This window comes from Steroidobacter sp., assembly GCF_036402275.1.
Classification (GTDB): Bacteria; Pseudomonadota; Gammaproteobacteria; order Steroidobacterales; family Steroidobacteraceae; genus Steroidobacter.
Genome location: NZ_DASWTF010000013.1, coordinates 36,384 through 59,689, shown reverse-complemented (window position 1 = coordinate 59,689; position 23,306 = coordinate 36,384). Strand labels below are relative to the sequence as shown.

Annotated in this window: 18 protein-coding genes; 3 read left to right on the top strand and 15 right to left on the bottom strand. The window is 61.3% G+C overall.

The window, feature by feature from the left end:
• Nucleotides 1-76: 76 nt before the first annotated feature.
• From VGD45_RS05060 to VGD45_RS05005, 12 genes are all read right to left on the bottom strand, one after another.
• Entirely contained in the window at nucleotides 77-1,210 is a 1,134-nt protein-coding gene (locus VGD45_RS05060; protein WP_331154180.1) for a FecR family protein, read from the bottom strand.
• Complete coding sequence (locus VGD45_RS05055) at nucleotides 1,207-1,839, bottom strand: RNA polymerase sigma factor (RefSeq protein WP_331154179.1); 633 nt, start codon at nucleotides 1,837-1,839, stop codon at nucleotides 1,207-1,209. Before VGD45_RS05055 ends, VGD45_RS05060 begins: the two co-directional genes overlap by 4 nt.
• 189 nt (nucleotides 1,840-2,028) lie before the next feature.
• The gene (locus VGD45_RS05050) at nucleotides 2,029-3,039 is read right to left on the bottom strand and encodes a FecR family protein (RefSeq protein WP_331154178.1); all 1,011 of its coding nucleotides are present in this window, start codon (nucleotides 3,037-3,039) and stop codon (nucleotides 2,029-2,031) included.
• Nucleotides 3,040-3,138: 99 nt separating this feature from the next.
• Nucleotides 3,139-4,191, bottom strand: coding sequence for a FecR family protein (locus VGD45_RS05045; RefSeq protein WP_331154177.1), 1,053 nt, complete (start codon nucleotides 4,189-4,191; stop codon nucleotides 3,139-3,141).
• 28 nt (nucleotides 4,192-4,219) lie between these two features.
• A complete protein-coding gene (locus tag VGD45_RS05040; RefSeq protein ID WP_331154176.1) occupies nucleotides 4,220-4,843 on the bottom strand; it encodes an RNA polymerase sigma factor in 624 nt (207 codons plus the stop codon).
• 267 nt (nucleotides 4,844-5,110) lie between these two features.
• Entirely contained in the window at nucleotides 5,111-5,836 is a 726-nt protein-coding gene (locus tag VGD45_RS05035) for a GntR family transcriptional regulator (RefSeq protein ID WP_331154175.1), read from the bottom strand.
• Between the two features lie 16 nt (nucleotides 5,837-5,852).
• Nucleotides 5,853-6,791, bottom strand: a complete 939-nt coding sequence (locus tag VGD45_RS05030) for a phytanoyl-CoA dioxygenase family protein (protein WP_331154174.1) — start codon at nucleotides 6,789-6,791, stop codon at nucleotides 5,853-5,855.
• A 3-nt stretch (nucleotides 6,792-6,794) separates the two neighbouring features.
• Entirely contained in the window at nucleotides 6,795-7,427 is a 633-nt protein-coding gene (locus VGD45_RS05025) for an acyl-homoserine-lactone synthase (protein ID WP_331154173.1), read from the bottom strand.
• Nucleotides 7,428-7,533: 106 nt separating this feature from the next.
• Complete coding sequence (locus VGD45_RS05020; protein WP_331154172.1) at nucleotides 7,534-8,361, bottom strand: LuxR family transcriptional regulator; 828 nt, start codon at nucleotides 8,359-8,361, stop codon at nucleotides 7,534-7,536.
• A gap of 400 nt (nucleotides 8,362-8,761) precedes the next feature.
• On the bottom strand, nucleotides 8,762-10,018 hold the full coding sequence (locus tag VGD45_RS05015; RefSeq protein ID WP_331154171.1) for a Yip1 family protein: 1,257 nt from the start codon (nucleotides 10,016-10,018) through the stop codon (nucleotides 8,762-8,764).
• Nucleotides 10,019-10,074: 56 nt separating this feature from the next.
• Nucleotides 10,075-13,497 carry a TM0106 family RecB-like putative nuclease gene (locus VGD45_RS05010; protein WP_331154170.1) on the bottom strand — a complete coding sequence of 1,141 codons (3,423 nt, stop codon included), beginning with the start codon at nucleotides 13,495-13,497 and terminating at the stop codon, nucleotides 10,075-10,077.
• 114 nt (nucleotides 13,498-13,611) lie between these two features.
• On the bottom strand, nucleotides 13,612-14,595 hold the full coding sequence (locus VGD45_RS05005) for an NAD(P)-dependent alcohol dehydrogenase (protein ID WP_349263221.1): 984 nt from the start codon (nucleotides 14,593-14,595) through the stop codon (nucleotides 13,612-13,614).
• 315 nt (nucleotides 14,596-14,910) lie between these two features.
• Here VGD45_RS05005 and VGD45_RS05000 point away from each other — a divergent pair, with 315 nt between their 5' ends.
• Nucleotides 14,911-15,990 carry a sensor histidine kinase gene (locus VGD45_RS05000; protein ID WP_331154168.1) on the top strand — a complete coding sequence of 360 codons (1,080 nt, stop codon included), beginning with the start codon at nucleotides 14,911-14,913 and terminating at the stop codon, nucleotides 15,988-15,990.
• Entirely contained in the window at nucleotides 15,987-16,772 is a 786-nt protein-coding gene (locus VGD45_RS04995) for a LytTR family DNA-binding domain-containing protein (protein ID WP_331154167.1), read from the top strand. Before VGD45_RS05000 ends, VGD45_RS04995 begins: the two co-directional genes overlap by 4 nt.
• Nucleotides 16,773-16,911: 139 nt before the next feature.
• Here the strand turns inward: VGD45_RS04995 and VGD45_RS04990 are convergent, their stop codons facing one another.
• Complete coding sequence (locus tag VGD45_RS04990; RefSeq protein WP_331154166.1) at nucleotides 16,912-18,267, bottom strand: HNH endonuclease; 1,356 nt, start codon at nucleotides 18,265-18,267, stop codon at nucleotides 16,912-16,914.
• 922 nt (nucleotides 18,268-19,189) lie between these two features.
• Between VGD45_RS04990 and VGD45_RS04985 the strand changes: the two genes are divergently transcribed.
• Nucleotides 19,190-19,339 carry a hypothetical protein gene (locus VGD45_RS04985; RefSeq protein ID WP_331154165.1) on the top strand — a complete coding sequence of 50 codons (150 nt, stop codon included), beginning with the start codon at nucleotides 19,190-19,192 and terminating at the stop codon, nucleotides 19,337-19,339.
• A gap of 50 nt (nucleotides 19,340-19,389) precedes the next feature.
• Here the strand turns inward: VGD45_RS04985 and VGD45_RS04980 are convergent, their stop codons facing one another.
• Together VGD45_RS04980 and VGD45_RS04975 are read right to left on the bottom strand one after the other, a co-directional pair.
• Nucleotides 19,390-22,215 (bottom strand): TonB-dependent receptor, encoded by a 2,826-nt coding sequence (locus tag VGD45_RS04980; protein ID WP_331154164.1) that lies wholly within the window; start codon nucleotides 22,213-22,215, stop codon nucleotides 19,390-19,392.
• A 27-nt stretch (nucleotides 22,216-22,242) separates the two neighbouring features.
• Nucleotides 22,243-23,283 carry a FecR family protein gene (locus tag VGD45_RS04975; protein ID WP_331154163.1) on the bottom strand — a complete coding sequence of 347 codons (1,041 nt, stop codon included), beginning with the start codon at nucleotides 23,281-23,283 and terminating at the stop codon, nucleotides 22,243-22,245.
• Nucleotides 23,284-23,306: the final 23 nt, after the last annotated feature.

Here is a 23,306-nt window from a genome sequence, read left to right as displayed (position 1 = left end):
CGATCGAACGGACCCGCAGGCAGAAGTCAATTACGGAATCGGGGCGGGTTCGGATTCATCTCCGCCGGTGCACTACTTAAGTCTGTGGACTGAGTTCAATCCGCAGCTCATTCGGCCCGCCGCGCACGACAGTGATATCCGAGCTGCGGGAGATCGCCGCCACGAACGATTCAGGATCGGTGGCGATGCCCCGGAAGAACGCCAGGTGGCGCTCGGCGATGGACGGCGCCGCCACCACGATCTTGGTCCGGTTGCGCCGATTGAACTCGCTCGCCACTTCGGCGATGGTCTTGCCCTCGTAGACCAGCCAGCCGTCGGCCCAGGCCTGTTCGTAGTCGACATTGACCTTTTGTTTGGCGACCGACTGCGAGCGCGTGACCGAGACTTGCTCCCCTGCTGTTAGTGACAGCGCCGCGGTAGCTTCGGCTTTTTGAACGGGCGCGGCGGCGACCGCAGCTGACATAGTGTCGCGACCATCGCGATAGACCGCGACACTGCCTTCAGTCACAGCGACGATATCTTCGCCCCCTCGACGCGATACACGGAATTCCGTGCCCGCCGCCAGCACACCCACCATTTCGGATTCGACGAAGAACGGACGCGAACCGTCTTCAGCGACGTCGAACATCGCTTCCCCTCGAATCAGACGAACGGTGCGGCGATCGTCACCAAACGCAATCTCCAGCAGCGAGCCCGGCCCCACGCGCACCTGCGTGCCATCCGTCAGCTGGGCCGTGCGCCATTGGCCCAGATCAGTCTCGATGGTCCGATCCAGCCAGGCGCCTTTCACCACATAAGCCAACAAAAGAGACAACGTGATGCAGGCCGCGACCGCCGCGATTTTCCACGACTCGAATCGCGTCCGCGACCGAGTCGGCTGTGGCAGCGGCAGCGGCGGCGGCACTCGGGGTACGAGCTCGATCACATTGGATTCGGGTTCGCCTTCGCCAGGCGGCGAGCGGTCCTGCAGCTTGGCCGCGCGCAGCACCTTGTACACCTGCTGAATTCGCAGCAATTCCGCGATGTGATCCGGTGACTGCTTCAGCCAGCGTACGTTGCGCTCACGGTGTTGCAGGCCGAGCCGGTCGTCGCGCAGCCGGACGAACCACTCGGCGGCTTCGTTACTCAACGCGTGCTTGATGGCCCGTTCATGGGCGCCCTCGTGTAGAAATCCATTCATGTCGTCATCCTCATCCGTGGGAATGGTCACAGGTCCTCCAGGCGCAATTGCATGCGCAACGCGCTGTAGGCACGTGTGAGATCTCGCAAAACGATCCGATACGTCAGCCCCCGCAGCTGAGCGATTTGCTTATAAGTCAGCCCCTCGTTCACGTGTAACAACAAAACCTCTCGCTGCCGTGGCGGCAACCGGTCGACGGCGGCCTGCACATATTCGTTGGCCCGCGTCTTGGCAAAGGCGTTTTCCGGTTCGTCGCCCGACTCGATCTGCAGCTCTTCCAGCCAGCTGTCGTCGTGCGGCTTGCGCACCCTGGAGCGCTCGCGCCACTCGTTGGCGACGTTGGCCGCGATCCTGAACAAATAACCTTGCGGATTATCGACCGCGATGTCGTCGCTGTAGCGCAGCAGGCGCAGGAAAACTTCCTGGGCCAAGTCGTCGATATCGCCCGGCGGCACCGACGCGCGATTGCGCAGCCAGCTGCGGATCGGCTTGCGCCACTTCCCGAACCACTCGATCAGGCGGCCGTCCCGATTCGGCCGGGGCGCGGGCGCCGCCGTTTCCTGAGAACCATGGACTCCCGGCTCGCCCGGTTCATCCGGCCTGGACGAACGCCAACGATGCGGACCTGGCGACTGCGACTGCTTCTGCCGATCGATCAAGCGGGGTGACTCAGCGCTAACTTTAGCAAGGCTTGGAGCGGGGCTAACTGTCTGAGACAGAAAACTTTCCCCTCGTCTAGAAGACTGGCTCAGGGCCACGGGTAATCCCTCCGGCATTGCATCGAACGCGCGGCCACGGGATTAAGTCGCATCGTTATGAACCGGGAATCAACGAAGCTGAACGCGAACCTAGGGCCGCTGCAGATGCAGAACGCCGTTGCGGCCTGCGCCGCCGGCCTTGTGCGGGTAGCCGGCGTACCAGCGATTGATCTCGTTGACGAAATCCTCCGGCTGGCTCGGCTTGAACGCGAGGGAATTCATGCGCAACCGGATCACCTGCGGATCGTCCACCACGATCTTGGCGTCGTGCCGCTGGTTCAGCTGAGCGATGATCTCCCCCACCGGCTCGCCATCGTATTCGTACCAGTTGCGAATCCATTTGAGCTCGCGCTCCGCGTTCACCGTGACTGGCTGGCTGACGCTTCCCTGCGAGAGCACTACTTGCTGATTCGCGCCGAGCGGCGCGATCGGTTGCGCTCCGTCGGTGGCAGTGACTGCGACCTTACCCTCGAGCACCGTGACGACGATGTCGGCGCCCGCTTCCGCCATCGCGAATTTCGTGCCTAATGCCTGCACGCGGCCCGCGTAAGTCGACACCGTGAATGGCCGCTCCGGCTGCTTAGCCACTTCGAACAACGCTTCGCCGCGCAGCAGTTCGACTGAACGAACCTGCTCGTCGAAGTGAATGCGCAATTTTGTGCGCGGTCCGGCATGAATCACCGTGCCATCGTCCAGCAGTTGTTTGTCCCAGCGGCCCTCGCTGGTCACGATCTCTTGATCGGCCGTCCCGAAAGTCGCGACGACTCCGATGACGACGGCGAGCAGCACGCTCGCGGCTATGGCGATCTTTGCAGTGAGGCGCGATCGTTTTGGCTCGGCAACCTGCGCCGCGCGCGGCCGTATCACTGGCGCATAAGATTGGAAATCGACGACGTTCTTGGGCAAGCCGCGCTCCGCCCCCTTCAGCGAGCCGAGCGAAGCGTCGATCAAACAAATGTGTGCGAGCTCTTTGACGTTGGCGGGCGATCGCATCCAGGCGCGAAATTCGGTGCGCTCCGCCGTATCCAGTTCGCCCTGCTTCAGGCGCTGGTGCCATTCGATGGCTTGCGTCGTCACCGTTCCCGGAGGTGTCGGGTTCATGTTCCTGGCCCGCTGAATTGCACGATGGAGACCACGTGCAATTGAGTTTGATCGGGCGCTTCCCTCCCACCATCCTTGTGGGATTCACTTACCGGCGACTCACTCCGGCAGGAGCCGGATCACGTTGGCGTTTTCGTACGCGACTTGCACATCTGGCCGAGCGGCAAGCATCACCACGAAGGTTTCGGGGTCGTCGAGTTTCACGGTAGTAAATGGCATGGCGATCTCGCCGATGGCCGGGTCGGCCATCACCACCTGCAGTCGATTGCGACGATTGAACTGCTCGACCGCCTGACTCACCGTCTCGCCGCGAAACTCATAATAGCCAGTGGCCCATTGCAACTCGCGCGAAGCATCGACCTGCTTCACCGGCTGCGCGCCCGCGAGCGACATCACGATCTGCTGATCCGCAACCAACTCCGCAAGCGCGTCCGCCTTGTGTTCGATGGCAAAACGGCCTTCGTGCGGTTTGCTGATGGCAACTTTGCCGTGCGCCACTGTCACGATGGCGGTCAATCCGTTCATCAGCGACACGCCGAACTCCGTACCGACCGCGCGCACGTCGCCAATGTGCGTCGTCACGATGAACGGCCGCAGCGGATCTTTAGCGACTTCGAACACGGCCTCGCCGTGACTCAGCACGATCGTGCGCTGAGTGTCGTCGAACGACCAGCGCAGCTGGGTATTCGGCCCGATGCGCAGCACGCTGCCATCGGCCAGCAACTCCCGATCCCATTCGCCCGGACCGGTGGTGATGCGATTGTCGAAGTAGGCCGCTTTCACGATCCAGCCCGCCACCACCGTGAAAGCAACGCCGGCAATCGCCGCGGCGATTTTCACGAAGCGCGCACGACGCCGCTGCTTGCCGCGATTGTGATGAACCATCGTCACGCCACGCGGCGCGAACGGAATCACATTGGTCTCGCGTTCCGGATCCGGCGAGGTCCGCATCTGCAGCTTGGCCTTGCGGCCATAGCCATGATAGCGATAGATGTCGAGCAAGGCCTCGACGTGGCGGCCGGAAGCTTTCAACCACGCGAGATACTCGCGGCGCTCACGCGCCGACAGATCGTTCGCGACCAGCCGAACGAACCAGGCAGCCGCCTGCTCGCTCAGTATCGCGTCGATCTCGGTGTCGCTGCTTTGTTTCATACCCCTTGCCCTCACTGGCTCCCCTTCCCTAGAGGTCTTCGGCCTTCAACTGCATGCGCAATGAGGCATACGCACGCGTCAGGTCCCTCAAGACAATCCGGTAAGTGACACCGAGCCGGTCGGCGATCTGCTTGTAGGTCAGACCCTCGTTCACGTGCAGCAACAGCACTTCGCGTTGCCGCTTCGGCAATTGATCCACCGCCGTTTGCAAATGATTGCTGACGCGGCTTTGAAACATCGCATTGTCGGGCTGGTCGGACGGGTCGATTTGCAACTCATCGAGCCAGCCGCGATCGTGCGGTTGACGGACGCGCGAGCGGTCGCGCCACTCGTTGGCGACGTTGGCCGCGATCTTGAACAGATAGCCCTGCGGGTTCTCGACGGCGACATCGTCGCTATAACGCAGCAGCCGGAGAAACACTTCCTGAGCCAGATCGTCGACTTCGGCGCGCGGCACCGACGCTCTGCTCGAGAACCAGCTGCGAATGGGTTTGCGCCAACGGCCGAACCACAATGTGACGCGGCCGTTACGGGCGTGCGTATCGGAGGTCGAGGCGGACGCGTCGTCCTGCCCGACGTCCTCGGCCTGCGACGCTGTCGCGGTCGCGCGCCCAGGATCCCCTCTGCCCAGGTGCTTGTGGCGATCGATCACAAAATATGTCCCTATGTGTCAACAGCGCGGCCCAACTTCCGCGCCGGTGCGACCGGCGACGCAGCCACGCAACTCCCGTGCAAGGGGGCCAGCCTCGTGAAATCTAACCCGAACCCGCAATTAGTCTAATCGGGGCGAACCCGCTTTTCTCACCCGCTGCACACGAGTGTGCATCCAGGCAGCGGCGTCCGTCATTAGGTACTGACCGGGAGCACGCCCCAGGCAAGCCCTCCGGAGGCGAAGAATGCCTCCGGAGCGCGCATTTCTTTATTTATTTTCGGCAAGAAAGGGGCGAAACAGCAGCTCTTTGCAAATCGAAGACACCATTTCGCGACGGCGCTGATGATATTTCTGTAACGCCAGCTGCAACTGCTCCTTGTTGTTGTCGCCGTAGAGTTGACGTAACCGGGACAGCTCCTCGACCGCATCCTCGATGATCTCGCCTTCGATCATGCGCGCGTGATGCAGGCGATCGTTGAAGTTGCGAACGATGTCGGCCAGCTCGCCGATACCTGAACGCGTGGCGATCCGCACGAACAGATCGTCCGTCGTGCGCGTCAGCTGCTCGGGCTTGTCTGACAACGGCATGGACGCGAAGATCTTCGAAGGCGCCTTCGCCTCCTCCTCCGCCTGCGCAGCCGCGTTCCACTCGCGGATCGCGGAATCGAGCAATGTTTGATTGAGCGTGTACAGCCCACGCAGTTCGTCCTCCGACGCGGTCTTGGCAAAGAAGCCGCGCTTGGGTGCGAATACGATCAGACGTTCCGCCGCGAGCCGCGTCAGCGCTTCGCGCACCGGCGTGGTGCTCACGCCGAGCTCCTCCGCCAGCGTACCGATCTGCAGCAGCTGTCCGGGCGCGAGCGTATGCGCCAGCAACAGTGTTTTGATCCGATCGTAAATCCCTTCCACAGCGTGATCGCTGCTGGGTTTGCGACTGCTGGTTTCGTCACGTTTCAACACAAAGATTCGCTTGCTTGGATCCGCTGAGAGCATGGTGCGCCCTCCATAGTTAACCTGAAGATGAAACCCTTCGAGACGCCGTCGTCTCACCCTGATGTCCCGCCGTTCCTCCCCCAGCAGCACGCTTCTGATAATGAGCCTGTAATTCCGCAGCCACCGCCGGCGGAATCGCATCCACCGCCGCCAGCGTGTGTGACTGCGTCTCGAACAGCACCGCGGGGTCCTGCCCCTCGTAGCCGCCGAGATTCGGTCTGTGAATGCGATAGCCGAGCAGGTCGCGAATCGGCTTGGAGAACTCGCGCGCGACCTGCGGTGGATAAGTTAGAAACGCGTTCTCATACTGCTTCAGCCATCCCAGGCTGTAGCTGAAAATGAGACCGGTGCGTGGCGCGTCGCTGCGATTCGCGCCACCACAATGCGTCACCGAGCCGAGATACACCAGCGCCGAACCGCGCGGCATCGCTGCGATCACGGCGCTCTCTTCGCTCAGCTCACGCGACAGCGGCTCGAACTGACTGCGCGGCCACAGCAGCGTCGCGCCGTTGTCAGCCGTGTAATCGGAGAGCGCCCACATCACGTTCACCAGATACTCCGCTCGTCCCTTCGCGCAGGGCCACATCTCCTCGTCCCGGTGCGGCGCCTGTCGCCGCTCGCCCGGATGAATGCGAATGCCCTGAGAGAGATTGAGCTGATACCAGTCACAATGCGGTCCCAGCACATCGTCCATGATTGCAAGAATCAGCTCGTTCAAGACCAGCGAATGACTCGCGCGTGACTTTAACAGGACCGCGCCGAAGCGCGTGGTATTCCATCCATAGAAGTCGCCGCGACAATTGGGCGTGTCGCGAAACCACGGCTCCAGCTCCTGCGACACACGATCGACCAGCGCCGTCGGCGCGAGTCGCTCGACGATGAAATATCCTTTGGATCGCAACCGATCCAGATACATTTCTTTCGCGTCGAGCAATGGAGTCGCTGCCTGCAACATACGTTAAGCCGCGATCTTTACAGTTGATAGAGCGAAACGCGTGACCGGCGCATCGACGCCGAGGCGACGGCGCACGGCGCGCAACCCGTTCGGCGTGATCGATGCGGCAACGGCCGTAATCTCGTCGTCGCCGTCCGGCAACGTCGGCCCGAGCCGCGCACATTTCCAACCGCAATCGAGCGCCAGAGGCAACAGCGCGGCATTGGCGACGAATGTGACTTTCTCGACACCATGGAGCAGCGCCGTTTCGATCACGCCGCAGGCTGTTTCCCACAGCAGCTCCAGACGCTTGCGACGGTTGGCCACGGCGGGATTCACGCAGAACCGTGACACCTCCCAAATCCTCGGCCCACGCGGCGCGCGACCCTCGCAAGCGTTTGCAAATAAATCGGTCATGAGATGCGGCCGCACTGTCGGCAGCAGCCGCGCCGATGCCAGCACGTCGGCGCTGGCGGAATCCGCCTTGGCGATGAGATACGTCGTGTCGTCGGCATCGTAGTCATCCACTTCCATGTCGCCGATCACCGGCACGTTCCATCCCTGCCTGTCGACGAAGACCACCTTGCGTTGGCGATGCATTTCGATCAGCTCCGGAACGAACAGCGACCGGTTCTCCGCGTTGACGATCAGGATCATCGGCTCTCTCCAAAACAAACATTGAAGAGAAGATGACCGAATTCTCCACCCTCGGGAACTGAGCCAATCGGCTCAAGCAAGCTCGTGAGGGTCGAACATCGTGCTACTAATTCGCAGTTTTGCTCCGCCCTCTGCCGGCGACGCGCGACAGCCGCGCCTGCTCGAAGCATGGCGGCGCTGTCTCGCTACGAACCACGTCGCCCAACGAAATCTGCTGCCCGGCGAGCGCATGCACTACAGCCTGGACGCGCGTGGCGACCTGCAATCTTCGTTTCGCGTTCTCGACATGGTTGTGGACCGTGCGCTCGCTCAGGCCAAGAATCTTCGACGACACCCAATCGCTCTTGCCTTGCGCGGCCAGCTCCAGACACTGACGCTCCCGCTTGCTCAATGGCTTCTGGATCGGCGGCGGATCTTTCTCCGCGGCGTCCTTGCTCGCGGCCTCGTACATATAGAAAGCCATCAACTGAACGGCGAGATACGCAGCACTCGGCAGGCGGTCGGAATCGGGGACGACGGAGCACGAGGCGCGAAAATCTCGAGGTGCATTCACCGAATGAATCGGCACGGTGTAGCCGCGCGTCAGCCCATAGCGACGGGCTTCGTGGAATATCTCCTGCTGAGGCGGACTGAGCTCTTCGTCGAAATCCGCGGTATTCCAGGAAAACGGCACCAGCGAGCGACTGGCCCGCAGCAGCACCGGATCGACTTCGAAGAATTCGAGCTCGCTGAACAGCTCGGCCCATTCCCTCGGATAGTTGTGCAACATCACCGCGCGGCGCGGCGGCCGTAACGGATCCACATGCGAGCAACATGCGAAATGACGAAAGCCAAGCGCCTCCATGCCCTGCTGGAAGGCCTGCGCCAGCGCCTGGGCGGAATGGCCCGCCTGACACTGTTCTATGAAACCCTGCGCCACCTCGAACTGATGCATGGCCGATTCCCTCAACCATTACCGCGAGCGGGCGCCGAAAAGTCCTTTTGAGATCAGACCCGCGATAACTCTCTGTGCTATGCGGGGCTGATCTTTCGGCGCCGTGCTGATTTCCCTGAAACGCCGGTGCCGCGGATGCAAATGCGCAGTGCGGCATCCCGACGAATACACAGCGATACAGGGCTGGCAAAAACTACCAGAGCCCGCCGTCGTGCATCGGCGAAAGAACGGCAAATTCGGAAAATGCCTAGGGATGATTTTTTGAGATGGGCGGTCTAGAAGGTCCCGAGAGGCTGGATGGGAATTGGGCCGGTCCAGAGTGACCCAATGGAACCGAGCGCCCGATCATCCCCTGTCGGGCGCTGTGCGCCATATACGCATGGCCCCTCATTGAGGGGAGTTATTGATTTGTAACGCCTTCCGCTCGCAGATCGGCCAGTCCGTCCAGGTCCAGCTCCTCCGCTGCCTCACGCAGCTCGCCGACACTGCCGGCCGCGCCTTCGACTTTCACCGTGAAACGGTCGCCCAGGACCACGGTGTACTGGCCTGTGGAGACATTGCTATCCCATTCTTCGTGCACCAGCCGACCGTCCTCGCGGAAGGTCTTTTCGTAACGACCGTCGGCTTCCTTCTCCCCTTCCACCCCGGCCCAGCTGGCCAGGCCCAGCAATCCTTTGGCCGAGCCCGCATCGGTGATCTCGAGCCTGACCTCGCGACCGGAGTCGTTCGTGTACGTGGCGCTGGCCGAGGAGACCTGCAGGCCCATCGCGCCGTTACGCTCCGCCGAGAGGCTGGAGCGCTTCAGCCCAGCAAGCTCTTCGGGCACGAATCCTTTCAGCCGATCGGGCGTCAGCGACTCGACCTGGCCACCGCCGCCGCTCATGGCGGCCCCGAACACCGCCTTCAGGGCTGCATCCTGCGCGGCTTGATCGCCTGACTGCTGCGCCTCTTCGAGCTTTTTGTTGGCAGCCTCCATTTCCTTGCTCCACTGCTCCATCTTGCCCAGCGGACTGTCTTTGTCGAATTGCACATCCTCGTCGCTCGTGGAGTAGCTCCCTCCCGCCATCATGTTCCCCACGCCGGCGATGCTGCCGACGACCGCAGCGGTCACGAAGCCGAGCACGATGGCGATGATGATGGCCACCGCCGTATAACCGGCCGCCTTCTCTGGCGGACACTTCATCGTCTGGGGCAAGCCGAGATACAGCAGATAGATGCTGTAGATGGCGCCGGTCAGGATGATCAACATGCCCAAGCCAGGGACGATCTGCGCGATGCCCGCGAGCCAGCTCGCCGTGTAGGCGTACGCGACGACCTTGAGCGCTTGAATGTTATTTTTCTGGCCGCCGAAGCTGGGCGCGAGCGCATCGACGATCAACGCCATCACATAGGCCATGACCAGCGCCAACAGATAACCCACGATCATCGTGGTCAGGCCGGCGCCGACGCCGATGCGCACCGTTCCGGCGAAGGGCACCGACATGCCGATCACGCTCATCTGCAGGAATCCGAAGATCGCCGGGATCGCGGCCAACGGAATGATGTAGCCCTTGTAAAGGTCGGCGACGGTGGTCGGCTCGCCTGCGATCACCGGCCATTCGTTCTTGGGAGACAGCAGAATGGCTTTGGCGCGAGCCATGAGTTTGTTGAGATCCAAGGGGATTCTCCTGGTACGTGGAATTGCCTATGTATGCCAGAAGCCGGGCTCTCACATCACTGACCGAAAGGCTTAACTCCTGAGAAATCGAGCGGGCCTGCCAGCTCGCGATAACGACAATAAGCGTTGGCCAACTCCATCTGGCGCGGCGTCGTGCATGCAGGCTCGAAGATGGCTGGCGCCCCGACCAACACGCAGACACATTTCGCACGAGACACGGCCACGTTCAGCCGATTCAGGCTGTAAAGAAACTCCATGCCGCGCGGAGCATCCGTATGCGACGAGGTCGTCACCGAATACATGACGATCGCCGCTTCCTGTCCCTGAAACTTGTCAACGGTGCCGACGCGGGCCTGCGGCAGTCGGCGCTGAATCTCAAATACCTGCGCGTTGTACGGCGCGATGATCAGGATGTCATTCAGCGTCACGGGCCGGAGATGTCCGTCCCGATCGATCCACGACGCGTTCGCCGCCAATGTTTGTTCGACCAGCGCCAGGATCGCTTCGGCCTCTTCGGTGGAGGAGTTCTGATTGCCTTCGTGAGGCACTGGCAGGAATCGCAGCCCTGATCCGCGGATAAGACCCTCCGATCTCACTCCCTGTCGCTCGAGACCCGGATGGCATCGCAACCTGCCTTCGTAGAACAGCTCCGAAGTGAACGAGCAGATGTCGGGATGCAATCGCCAGGTCTCTTCCAGAAACAAACCCTGCGTCTCGCCAATGGTCGCCGCGCCGTCGAGCACGTGCTGGAGCGCTGAGACTTCCGTGCCTTCAGGGTGACTGCCCTGAATCGGCTGCTCCAACTGCTGTGGATCGCCTAACAACACGAGCGTCCGACACGCTTGCGATACTGCAAGCACATTGGCCAAGGACATTTGCGCCGCTTCATCGACGAACAGCGTATCGACGACTGCGAAGGCATCCGGACGCGACCAGAGCCATGCCGTGCCGGCGACCACCTGACACTCACCGATGGCGGCCAGCGTCTTCTCGTTGTCCGTTTCGAAGCGGATGCCGGGCACCTCATCGGCTTTGTCCGAAAGCTTCTGCAAACATTGGACGGCGAGACCCGAGCGCCCGGCAAGCTCGACCACCTTGTCGAGCAGATTGCGAATGACCTTGTGGCTGTTGGCCGTGACGCCGACCGCTTTTCCAGCTTTGACCAGGGCGCAGATCATTTGCGCGGCAGTGAATGTCTTGCCGGCTCCCGGCGGCCCTTGGATGGGCAACACGCCGCTCGCGAGCTTCGTCGCCACTCGCACGGCGGCCGTGCTTGCTGTTTCATCTTGCAATTGCAGCGGCTCGCCGCCGAGCCGCGGCGGCAGCTTGAGCAAAAGATCTCGCGCCGCCTGGTACGGACCTGCACCGGTGATGCCGTTGTCTTCGACGTGGCTGCCGAGCCGCAACAGAGCGTCCGCAATCACATCGGTGCGGACGAGATCATGAGCAAAGGCTGCCTTCGGATGAATAGCGGCAGTATCGCCGCGCTTCTTGATATCGATGCTTCCGCCATCGGGGGAAACGGCCTCGACCGTTCCCAGCTTCTGCTCCCGACTGAGATGCAAACTTTCGCCACCGCGCAGTTCCAACTCTTGCGGCGGAAACCGATAGCGATGCACGGGCGCTCTCGCCGTGCCGCCCACGACACCCACGAACTCCAAGCCAGCAACGGCGCAGCGCTCATCCAGCAAGTCGTCTGCCGTGAGATCGGCCAGCCGGAAGAACTCCCACCATGCCGACTTCAGCTCGCGCCGATGCCAATCGAGCGAGTACGCAAGAATCCAGCGGGCTTGTTGTTCGCGCGATCGCTCAGAAGCTTCCACGGGCACATCGGTCGTCAGTGACGCGACGAGCGCCGCCACTTGCCGCTGCCGCTCATCCAGCTCCGGCGTGGGTTCGGGATCGTCTGCCGTCGGACGCGAAATCGCTGCGCCGTCGACGATCAGCTGTTTGCGAATCTTCTCCAACCAGTCACGCAGCCGCTGTGCGGAGAGGCAATCGTCACGGTTGTAGCGAAGCACGATTTCCTTGCTCTCTTCCGTGATCGCCGAGACATCGTTCAATTCGAGGCGCGCCTGCAGTTTGGATAGCGCACTTCTGACCTCGACCAATGGCACACTGCGCTGAAAATCGTAGAAGGGTTCGAGATTCTTGATGGAGTAGCTTTCGATGCTCGCTCGAATGCTCTGCCTCGCGATTGCATACAGATCGACGAACAGCGATGCGCGCAACATGCGATCGATCTCGTTCTCGCGAGTCGCGTAACGACCCATCAGACGTTTCAGAGCGCTCGGCTCATACGGCGCGTAATGATAAATGTGCAGCCCCGGGTAGTGCGCCCAGCGCGCCATCACGAAATCGACGAAACGCTCGAACGCCCCGCGCTCCTCCGCGCGAGAGAATGCCCACTCGCAGACATAGCGCCCCGCGCCGGCCGAGTGCGCGGTGACATACCCAAACAAGAACTCCAGTCCGTCCTCGCCCACGAACGGGTCTGCCTCGAGATCGAGGAAGACGTCTCCCGGCGAGGGCTCCGGCAGGCGATGCAGGCCGGTGTTGGGCGTCAACGGCAATGTGTCATAGAGTGGCTTTCCCGCTTGCCTTCCTTCCCACTGAATGCGCGCCTGCTCTCGACTTCGCTCGTACGATTGCGGCAAGCCCCGCTCTGGTTTCCAAGGCAATGGCACCGGCAGGCGCGCAAGACCCGCGAGCGTCGTCACACCGTGCCGGGAAAGCTCGTTTATTTGCGACGCCGAGATGCCCGCGACCAAACACAAGTGATCGTCGCGCCGTCGCTTCGCGTCACATTCCGTTCGCCACCGGCAAATGTCGCAGTGTTCTGTGGGATGTGGGTACGTCGGTTGAGGCGGCTCGGCTTTGAGCGAACATTCCAGCGCGTTTCGCACATGCCGATAGTAGGCAGCGAAGGCTGCGGTCCGGTAGGTCACCGGCTTGAAGCCGCAGCCAGGAATAACCACGTGCATGTGCTCAGGCTGACGCCCCTGTGCGCTCCCGAGCAGATCCGAGTACAAGCACAGTTGCAGCACCGTGCCGCCCTTGGTCTCTCGCGCAAGCTTGGTATCGACGACTTCATACGACCAGTCGCCAAGCGCGCTGGGCAGCGGAACACGAACGAGCACGTCCGTGCGACCGCTCCATACGCCCTGCAGAAACGCCCCCTGGACGATGACTTCGACGCCGGCGCGCATGGCGGCCATTGTCTGCTCAACCTGCGAAGGCGACACGCCGATGCCTTCGATCTCGACGATCTCCAGACCTCGATCGCGCAGATGCTCGACAAAGGCGCGCTCGTGCGCCGCACCTCTCTCCCAAAGCACTTCCAACGAGGGGTCCCAGACCTGGGGCTTCGCCAGGGTTCCAGTGGCGACCAGCGTGTCGAGATGCGTCAGGTGATGGCAATTGAGATAGCCGACCAGATCCGACGCGCTGAGCTGAATCGCGTGGCCGAGATTGAGCAAGTGACTCTCTGTAAGCGGGCACGGATGAACCGGGGCTGACTCTACACTGCGCGCGCGCGCAGAAAAATCACGGGGATCGAAACACCCGCGAGGCAGTCTTAGTATCGAATGACCTCACCGTTGATCGTGCATCGTCACGATCACCTTGCCCCGCGCGCGCCCCTGCTCCAGATATTCGATGGCCTCGGCCGCTCTATCGAGGGGGTAGCGCCGATCGATCGCCGCCGTCAGCTTGCCCTCGCGCGCAAGGCTCGCCAGCACCTCGAGCTCGCTTTGGTTCAACTCGGCCAGAAAACCCACGATCTCCTGGCTCATGAACGGCGACAGCGCCATGCCCTTGACCGTCTGAATCAACGGCCCGATCCAGACGTTCTCACTGGGCCCGCCGACGACCACGATGACGCCATCGGGCTCGAGCACTCGCCCATAGTCGCGGAAGGAATGACTGCCGACGTTGTCGAGAATGAGGTCGTAGCGCTGATCGCCCTTCGTGAAGTTCTGCTGGGTGTAGTCGATGACGTGATCGGCCCCGAGCGAACGCACGAGCTCGACATTTCGAGTGCTGCAAACACCCGTGACCTCCGCACCCATCGACTTTGCGATCTGCACTGCGAATGTGCCGACACCGCCGGACGCGCCATTGATCAGCACCTTCTGGCCCGCCTTGAGCTTGCCGTGATCCCGCAGCCCCTGTATCGCGGTGACCGCGGCGATCGGCATGGCCGCGGCCTGCTCGAATGAGAGATTCTCGGGCTTGTGCGCTACAGCCCGACTTTCGCGAACGACGACGTATTCGGCCAGCGCCCCACCGCGACCGCCGAAGACCGCATCGCCGACTTTGAACTTTCGTACGTCAGCACCAACGGCTTCGACGACACCAGCGAAGTCGACGCCCATGGCCGTGTCGGTCGGCGCGCCGATGCCGGATGACAAGCGCATGATGTACGGCTCGCCACGCATGTAATGCCAATCGAGCGGATTGACCGCTGCCGCGTGGACCTTGACGAGAACTTGATCGGCCTCTGGAACCGGCTTGGCGGCCTCTTCCAGCCGGAGCACCGAGGGCGGACCGTAACAGCGCTGAACGACAGCCTTCATTCGCTCCGCACCTTCCGGCGGGGCCGCCGGTGGCGGGCAAGGCGACGTGTAGCTCAATGCCACTGCCAGTGATGTGACTGCAACGGCAACCACCGCCAGGGCGATGACCAAAACTTTGCGTCTCAGCGTCATGTCTCGGACTCCATGTACTTCTGGGCCCTACTATGACGAGTCGGCTCATGCACGCCCCGAGCTTGCGACGAACCGCGGCAGAACGCCACTCAAGCACGCTCCAGGCGGACGGATGACGGCCGCGCCGGTCAGTCGGGCGAGCGCAGCGCAGGCGGCGTCGATCCATTCGTCTATAGTCCACTCATGACCGCTGCCGCATTGCCCTCGAAGCCGCACGGCCTGGCGTTGATGCTGGGCTGGCGACGCGTGCGCTTCACGCTCACCGTGTCGGGGCTGTTCGGATTGTTTCTCGGCCTGCTCAGTGAGACGGCCACTGTCATCGTCGTTTCGCGCGCGTTACTCGTGGGCTTCTCCGCCATGCTGGCCTTCGGCTTGTTCGAGCAGTGGCCGCGGCGTCTCGCGTCTCGGCTCGCCCGCTCGGCACTCCAAGTCATCGGCGTCGCTGTCGTGATTCCGTTCAGCGCCCTGTTCGCGTACTGGCTCACCACCGGCGGCGATCCGCAGATCGCCACGGACGAAAAGCGCACGATGGGTTACGCGATGCTGACCGTCACCGGTTTGCTGTTCGCGCCCTGGATCGCAGTCGGCGCGATGCTCAAGCAACGCGATGCATTCGCACGCGAGCAGGCGCTGGCGTTCGAGCTGGAGAAAAGCGAGCTCGAACGTCAGGCGCTGGACGCACGCATGCGATTACTGCAAGCGCAGGTGGAGCCACACTTCCTGTTCAACACGCTTGCCAACATTCAAGCCCTCGTCGATGCCGGCTCACCGCAAGCCTCCAAGGTGCTTGCGAGCTTGGTTGCCTATCTGCGCGCCGCCGTGCCTCGCCTGCATGAGTCGACCACGACTCTTGGCGACGAACTGCAACTGGTCCATGCCTATCTGGAGCTCATGCAGATGCGCATGCCGGATCGACTTCAGTTCGCAGTAAACGTCGATTCGGCAGCGCGCAGCTTGCAGTGTCCACCTATGACATTGCTGACTCTGGTCGAGAACGCGGTCCGGCATGGCATCGATCCGAGCGAGGAAGGTGGACGAATTGACATCGAAGTGGTCCGTCGCGATGGTCGCTGCTTGATTCGCGTTAGAGACACCGGCGTTGGCCTGCACGCGACCAGTCAGGGCCTGGGAACAGGTTTATCGACGCTGCGCGAACGCCTTCAACTCAGCTTCGGTGGCGACGCGCAGTTGCGGCTGCTGGCAGTCGAGCCGCACGGTGTCTGCGCCGAGGTGGAGTTTCCGGCGCGGGAGCGGCGGTCATGAGTTTTGAGCGTCCCACGGCCCTGATTGCCGACGACGAGCCGCTGCTCCGAGATGCTCTCGAGCGCATGCTCGCCCAGGCGTGGCCGGAACTCACTGTCGTCGCCCAAGCCCGCAACGGTCGCGAAGCAATCGACAAGTTCGAGGCGCTGCATCCATCGATTTGCTTCCTCGACGTTCACATGCCTGGCATCACCGGTATCGAAGTCGCCCAGCACATCGGCCGCCGCGCGCATCTCGTGTTCGTCACTGCGTTCGATCAGTACGCCGTCCAGGCCTTCTCACAAGGCGTTCTCGACTATCTCGTAAAACCCGTCGAGCCCTCACGCCTGGCCGACACCGTCGCCCGCCTTCAAGAACGCCTTCGCGCCGCTCAACCGGCGCTCAACACGGAAGAATTGCTGGAACAACTTGCCGCTCGACTTCGGCCCACGGAATCTTCCGCTCCCTTACGGTGGGTTCGCGCGTCCATCGGGCAGACGGTGCGTCTGATCCCGGTCGAGGACATCGACTTCCTCCGCTCCGAAGAGAAATACACCCTCGTCGCCTGGCGCGACGACGCGAAGCAGCCTCGCGAGGCTGTGATCCGCACGCCGCTCAAGGAGATTGCTTCGCAGCTGGATTCCTCGCGCTTCGCTCAGGTGCATCGATCCGTGGTGGTGAACCTCAGCGCGATTAGTCATGTGACTCGCGGAGCGAATGAGACGGCCGAGCTTCACATGAAAGGCCGCAGCGAGGTGCTGCCGGTGAGCCGGAGTTATTTGCACTTGTTTCGGCAGATGTAAAGCCCCAGAGGGCTCCGCCTGCTAGGCTGGAGCCCACATCGTCGCCGAATGTTCCTGAACCGCCACCATCCGCGCGCCCAAACCCTATTTCGACGCGACTACGGGCCGTGCCGGCCGGGGCAGCTCATTACTTCAGCCACTAGGGATTTCGCCCGCGACGCCAGCGGTGCAACAGCGCTTCGATCGCCCATGCGTGGTCGTAGGACTCGCCGTCCCAACGAGTCGCTGCCGTTCGGCGGTCGATATGCAGCCCCTGTTCTTCATGAGTGGCGACCAATTCATGCCAATCGCCGAGCGGCCGCGTGTGGTCTGGTAGCGTGCTATCGAACGATTTACCGGTCGGCGTAACAAAACGAATCGCGCCATCGTCGAGCACGAGGACCACGACGTTGCCTTCGTGCACTTGCCGGTGGTGCCATTTGCACAGGCTGACGAGATTAGAAAGTTTCGTCTCGCCGCCGTGAGCCCAGTGCTGAATGTGATGGCCATCCAGGTACCGCGTGTTGGGGCATCCCGGGAATCGGCAACAGCCGCGATCTCGCGACTTCATTGCGCGGTATAGCGCCGGCGGTATGCTCCTAGACTTCCGCCCGATATTGAGCGGCTCACCCTCTTCGTTCTCAACAATAGGAACGACGCTGCAATCACAGGACAACCGCCGCGCCGTTTCCGCAGCAACGCTCGGCCCGTGTTCGAACTGACAAAGGCCCGCGGCGCTGTCTCGCAGAGTCTCGGCATTGACATGCACTACGATCTGATGACGATCACCACCCTTGACTGCGGCGGGACCGTGAGCGAGGAACGATTCCGCCACAATGGTAAGGGCGTCGACTTTCCGAGCCGATGGATGCGGCATCAATTTTACATTCGGCGTTTCTGCAGAAACTTCCGGCGGCGGAATCTCTTCGCAAGCAGCCTCGATCGCCTTGATAAACATTTGACCTGCCTCGGCCGGCAGCCTCGCCTTGATCACGAGCATGCCATCCGCGTCATGGAACCATGTTAGCTTCCGATCCGCCTGCTGCTGGGCGTCACGCCCCAGCTCCTCCGCCTCCTTGCAGCGGCGAAAGTCGCGCACGATCCTCTCCACGTGCGTCGCCGTCCCGTGCAGCGCGTAATCCAATAGCGTCTGTTCCGTATTTGGGCACGCCACGCGCGTGAGCGCTCGCACCTTCGCATAGCTCAACTCGCCGCGCTCCATCGCCGCGGCGATCTTCGGCAAGTTCCCCAGCGCATTCGCCGTGCGCACCTTCTCACGCGCCGCTCCCATGTCGATGCCGCACTTCCAGCTCAGCCAGTGCGCGCACGACGCGGTGGCGCCATCGCCCCATCCCTTGCGGCGATCAAATTCAGCGATGAGCATCAGGAAGCGGTAATTGGCCGCGTTCAAGTGTCCGGCGAGTTCGATGATCTGATGACCGAGATCTTCGAGTGACTGTCGCTTGGCAGCCCGCTCTTGGTACCCCTCAGACTGGCGGTAGTCTTCCTGGATCATGGCGCACTCCCAAACAGGCCCTATATTTCTGCTCGACTGCGCGGTCGCTCGAGAATTTAGGAGAGGTTTCGAGCGGTGGTCTCGAATTCAAGCACGGCTAGATTTTAGCTCAGAACCTGCCGTGCCTGTATATAAAAACAGCCTCGACCCCACTTTTTCCCTGCGTCGCTCCGCGCGGTGCGGAGGACATTCGGTAATTCCGGGAGCATGGCGTCGACGTAAGAATTGATAGCAATCGCGTTGACCACGCAAACGCTCGAAGGCGCGATCTTCATTGTGAGCCCGGTTGCGCAGTTCTCAATCGAGCTGCATTTGTTCTCAAGTTGAGTCGGAGATAGCCGGCGACTTGCGGAAGTCACTATAGGCGCCTACCGGCGCCACACATTCTTTCATCGTCGATGGCCGAAGCCTTTACGAGCAAAGCCATCACAGACGGGCGCGTTTTCTAAGGGACGCAATAGTGGAAATGCACGACGGTGCAGACGGGCTTAACGGAGCTTGCAGCCCCGTCCTCCGTGAGAGGCTGCAATTTCGACTCCATTTGTTCTGGCACCTGGTTCGAAGATACGCAGCGGACCTCTTCCATGAGGCCCGCTACGGACCACCAAGGGCGAACCAAGCACCAAGGTTCTTGTGATCTTTGGGTCTCTTGTTCACTTTGACCGGGCAACGTTGCCAGGTTAACCCCCCTTTTTTTGAAAGGCGCAAACAAATTCTCGCCGGACCGCAAATCACCGCTTCGTACACGGGCGGTCCGCGCAGTGCCGCGATCGATGGCTGTCAGTTCTGTTGCAACGTGCGGGGGCCAACTGGTTAACCCCTATGTTTCATCCCTGTGACAAATCGCATTGCTGTTAACCATTAGGAAGCGCAGGTTACCGCCGGCCGGGAGGACTGACTGAACCACTCTAAGGAAATACTTATGAAAGAGAATATTGCGGCGAGAGAGGTTGAGGTCGAAGGGATGGAGATGATCGATTTGGGGGATGCGATGGTGGAGACTCGGCAGCCCGCAAGCGTTCCTGAGATCAAAGACAACCCCATCACGTGGACTTGGCTTGGAGCGGAATGAAATAAGCGTAAGCGAGGGCCCGCGCGGGCCCTCTGCCGATATCTGCTGAACTAAAAGGACTTCGTTATCCGCAAGTACGCGAATCGCTGCCTGAGATCGCCTTGCGACATATCGTGGCCCAAATTCCTACCCACATTGGCGAAATCCACGTTTTCGTCCAGCAGATTCAGCGCCCCGGCCGTCAGCTTCAATCCATCGAGATAATCTGTTTCGAACAGTCGGCCCAGTTCCAGCCACGCCTGCATGTCGACGACGGTACGGGAGGGCACATGCCGATCCAGAATGCGGCCAGTCAAATCTGTATCCCAATAGCGTGGCGTAACCGTCGCTGTAGTAGACACGCCGCAGACCGTTCCTTCCCAGGTCACGGACCCAACCAGACGCCATTCGGGAATCGTGCCTTCCACATGCGCAATGCCAACCCGATCTGATCGCTGCACTGGGCTCAGATCTCGAGGGACATACTGATCTACCCACGTGGCAGATAGCGCAGCCTGCAGCTTGCCCCATTTACCCACCACAGGATACGACAGATCGAAATCGACGCCGCTGGTCTCGAGTCGCCCATAGTTGACGAGCGAGCCGTCAACAGACTGGATCGCCCCGGGCCAGCCCGCCAACCTATCGGCGTCAGTCGGCGCAGAGCGCGTCACGCGGCCCATTTCTTCGAGTTGCTCAAGGCCAGCGGCCCTGGGAGTGGCGACGCGATCGTTCATGACCACTCGCCAGTAGTGTGCGCCCACCTGCAACCCTGGCCAATAACCAGGCCGATACACGACGCCACCGGTGAAAGAACGAGCTGATACATTCCCGAGGTCCGGATTGCCTCCCACGCCCCAGCTGACGAGGGAGACGGAGCCCCCGCGCCGCGGGTCAACAACGGGTCGCACGAAAAACTCTGTTCCTGGTGCAAATAGCTCGAACACTGATGGCGGCCGAAAGCTCGTGCCGTACGCGGCTCGCACCAGCCAATCCGGGGCCGGGCGCCAAACCAACCCATACTGCGGGTTCACCGAATCATTTAAGTTCTCGTAGTAGTCTCCTCGCAGGGCCGCTTTGATCGATACCCCTTTCAGCAGTGGCAGCTTGACCTCGGCAAATCCCGAGGCGATTTCACGCCTTTGCTTCACAAAATAAATACTGTTATCGAACCTTACTACTTCTCGCCGCCACTCTCCTCCAACGACGAATTCGCTCATGCCGCCGAGCGCCCGGAACAACTCCCGCCGTAAGAATCCCCCTGCCTGCAGCCCACGCGAGTCAGAATCGACGCCTTGAGGATCGCCCACTAGGGAGGACAATAAGGCTTCGCTTCCCGCGGGACCGTCGCTGAAAGGATTCAGTGCCGACTGCGGCTCGGTCGAGTCCAGGGCAGCTTGAACACGCGCGGCATCCACATCGTTGACCGTCGCCGTGGCAACACGCTCATCGCTGTTTGCAAGAACCAACTCCCAATCCCAATCTCGCAACCGACCGCGCGCTCCGAGCACTAACCGGGCGAGATCCGATTCCGTTACATACGAGATGGGCTTCATGCCAACGAGGCTGTAGTCCACTGCGACAGGCTGGCCAAACGGATTGTATGGATTCTCCTCCGGCACGATCAGCTGCGTCACGGATGGCAAAAAGCCCTGCATAACAACGTCACTCCTGGCTATCAACAATTCCGCAAAAACGGCCGAGCTGTCGCTCAGCGAGAATTCGGCGGAACCGAACGCTGACAGGCGATTCACGTCCGGCAGAATAGACACGGTTGCTTGAGAGCTATCGAGACTGATCTCCCCATCCGTTGCCAGGAAGTCTTCCGGCCTAAGGCCGACCCCAGTGCTGCCGACGGGCACCGACGCCTGCGGATGACTCAGCCCAGGAAGCGGCTCGCCCGTAAGCGAGTAAACGTTCCCTGGATTTGCCGTGGGCACGCGCCAGTCCCTGCCGCGCCACCCCCTACCGCTAAATCGCGTGAAGTCCTGATTTCTCCACAGATCCCGCTCAGCGCCTACGAGCGTGCCTCGTTCAAAATAGTCGACCGTAAGCGCTGACTTGAAACGTTCGCCGGAAATACCAAAGGAGGTTGCTGCCCGTCGCTCCCGCGCCCCTCCCTCGGCATCGCCGTAATGAAGATAGACATCAGGCGACTTGATGTCCTCTCTCATAACGATATTCACAACACCGCCGATCGCGTCGGCTCCATAAATCGCCGAGGCAGAATCGGACATGATCTCGATGCGCTCGACGGCCGTGAGCGGAATCGTATTCAGGTCAAAAGCGTTCAGAGTAGCGCTGGTCGCGCTCGGCGGCACCCTACGACCGTTGACGAGCACGAGCGTTGTGTCCACGCCCAATCCGCGCATCTGAAGATGTTGGGCGCCCGTGTTGTGGGCCCATTCGCCAAAGGAATAAGGTTGCTGGGTGAAGTACCTCGCGAGCGCCGGCAGGCTGGAGACACCATAGCGTTCGATGTCGTCACGACCGTAAGTCCGAACCGGCTCCGGCCCGTCGCTTCCCCATCCAAGCCGACTGCTAACGACTGTAACTCCGTCCGCCCCATCCCACGAACGAGGCAGGTCCCGTGGGTAAATGTGCACCGTACCGTCGTCGCTCTCCCAACTGGCTTCCAGCTTAGTGCCCGCAAGCAGGCGGTTCAGCGCATCGCGGGCTTCGAACTCGCCCTGTAGCTCAGTGGCCGGCTGGATCTCTACTTCGGTAGTCCCGAAACTCGCGGTGACCTGAATACCGGTCTGTCCCGTGAATTGCATGATCGCGGCCCGGAGAGGGCCGCGAGGAATGTTGAGGGAATACAACCGCGGTGGCGCACTTTGGTCGGCAAACGAAGAGCTCCACGCGCAGAGCAGCGCGACCAGCAACGTCGCTGCCATTCGCCACATCCTGTAAGTCACGACCAATTATTCCGACCGGTGCTGCTGTGTCAGCGTAATCACCGAACCATTGTTGGTCACACGCATATTGGGCTGGCTCTTCAGCACGTCCTCAAAGCTCTCGACGGAGGTCACCTTGATACGCGCGAAGTCGATGCGCCGTGCGGCCAGGGATGCGTCGTCGATCCTCACCTGGACCTTATGGCGCCGATTGAATTCGTTAGCCATTTCGCCGATGGTAGTGCCCTGCAACGTAATCCAGCCGGTGGTCCACTCCAGCTCACGCTTCACATCGACGGGCTCCTTGCGCTGCTCCGAGAACTGCTGCACTCGCGTCTTCGGAATGTGCAACTGCTCGCCTGGATACAGCCGGACGGCTTGGCCGTCGCCCCGATCGCGCGGGGTCACCTCGACGACACCTTCCTGCACAGTGGCGGTCACACCGATTTCATCGACCTTCACCGCGAATCTCGTACCCACAGCGGTCACATCGACCAGGCTCGTCCGCACGATGAACGGCCGCCGGCGGTTGCTGATGACGTCGAACACCGCCTGCCCGGTGTAAAGATGGATGATCCTCTCCTCGGGCTTCATCTCGACCTTCAATCGAGTGCGAGCATCCATCTGGATGCCGCTGCCGTCCTCGATATTCAACTGCTGCAAGTGGCTGGCCGCGGTTTCGACCACGCCCTCCGGCGTTCGATCGGCCAACGTGAACACGAGCGAAGCGCCCATGACGAGCATTGCCGCGCGCGCCACCCACTTCCGAACGGTCGCAGGCTTGCGCTTCCGCGGAACCTCATCGCTCACGGACGCGCAAGGCTGATAGTCGTACTGAAAGACGCCGTTCCCAAAGTCACCATGTATGACATTCGAGTCGACTTTGGTGATCTGATCCCGGAGCTTCTTGCCCGAGAACGCGCTGTTCATCTCCAACGCGCGTAGGAACTCGGCGATATTCTCTGGCGACTGCCTGATCCAGAGATTGAACTCTTGCTGGTCTTCAGGCGGCATTTTGCCGGCGTCGTCGGTCCAGCGAATCAACCAGTAAGCGGCTTCCTGACTCACGATACGTATCCTGTCAGATCCTG

Bases quoted from the DNA above. Each gene is read 5' to 3' on its own strand.
- VGD45_RS04985 (WP_331154165.1), top strand. From the start codon at position 19,190: ATGAAAGAGAATATTGCGGCGAGAGAGGTTGAGGTCGAAGGGATGGAG.
- VGD45_RS05050 (WP_331154178.1), bottom strand. From the start codon at position 3,039: ATGAACCCGACACCTCCGGGAACGGTGACGACGCAAGCCATCGAATGG.
- VGD45_RS05020 (WP_331154172.1), bottom strand. From the start codon at position 8,361: ATGCATCAGTTCGAGGTGGCGCAGGGTTTCATAGAACAGTGTCAGGCG.
- VGD45_RS05025 (WP_331154173.1), bottom strand. From the start codon at position 7,427: ATGATCCTGATCGTCAACGCGGAGAACCGGTCGCTGTTCGTTCCGGAG.
- VGD45_RS04990 (WP_331154166.1), bottom strand. From the start codon at position 18,267: ATGATCCAGGAAGACTACCGCCAGTCTGAGGGGTACCAAGAGCGGGCT.
- VGD45_RS04995 (WP_331154167.1), top strand. From the start codon at position 15,987: ATGAGTTTTGAGCGTCCCACGGCCCTGATTGCCGACGACGAGCCGCTG.
- VGD45_RS05045 (WP_331154177.1), bottom strand. From the start codon at position 4,191: ATGAAACAAAGCAGCGACACCGAGATCGACGCGATACTGAGCGAGCAG.
- VGD45_RS05030 (WP_331154174.1), bottom strand. From the start codon at position 6,791: ATGTTGCAGGCAGCGACTCCATTGCTCGACGCGAAAGAAATGTATCTG.
- VGD45_RS05005 (WP_349263221.1), bottom strand. From the start codon at position 14,595: ATGAAGGCTGTCGTTCAGCGCTGTTACGGTCCGCCCTCGGTGCTCCGG.
- VGD45_RS05035 (WP_331154175.1), bottom strand. From the start codon at position 5,836: ATGCTCTCAGCGGATCCAAGCAAGCGAATCTTTGTGTTGAAACGTGAC.
- VGD45_RS04980 (WP_331154164.1), bottom strand. From the start codon at position 22,215: ATGGCAGCGACGTTGCTGGTCGCGCTGCTCTGCGCGTGGAGCTCTTCG.
- VGD45_RS05000 (WP_331154168.1), top strand. From the start codon at position 14,911: ATGACCGCTGCCGCATTGCCCTCGAAGCCGCACGGCCTGGCGTTGATG.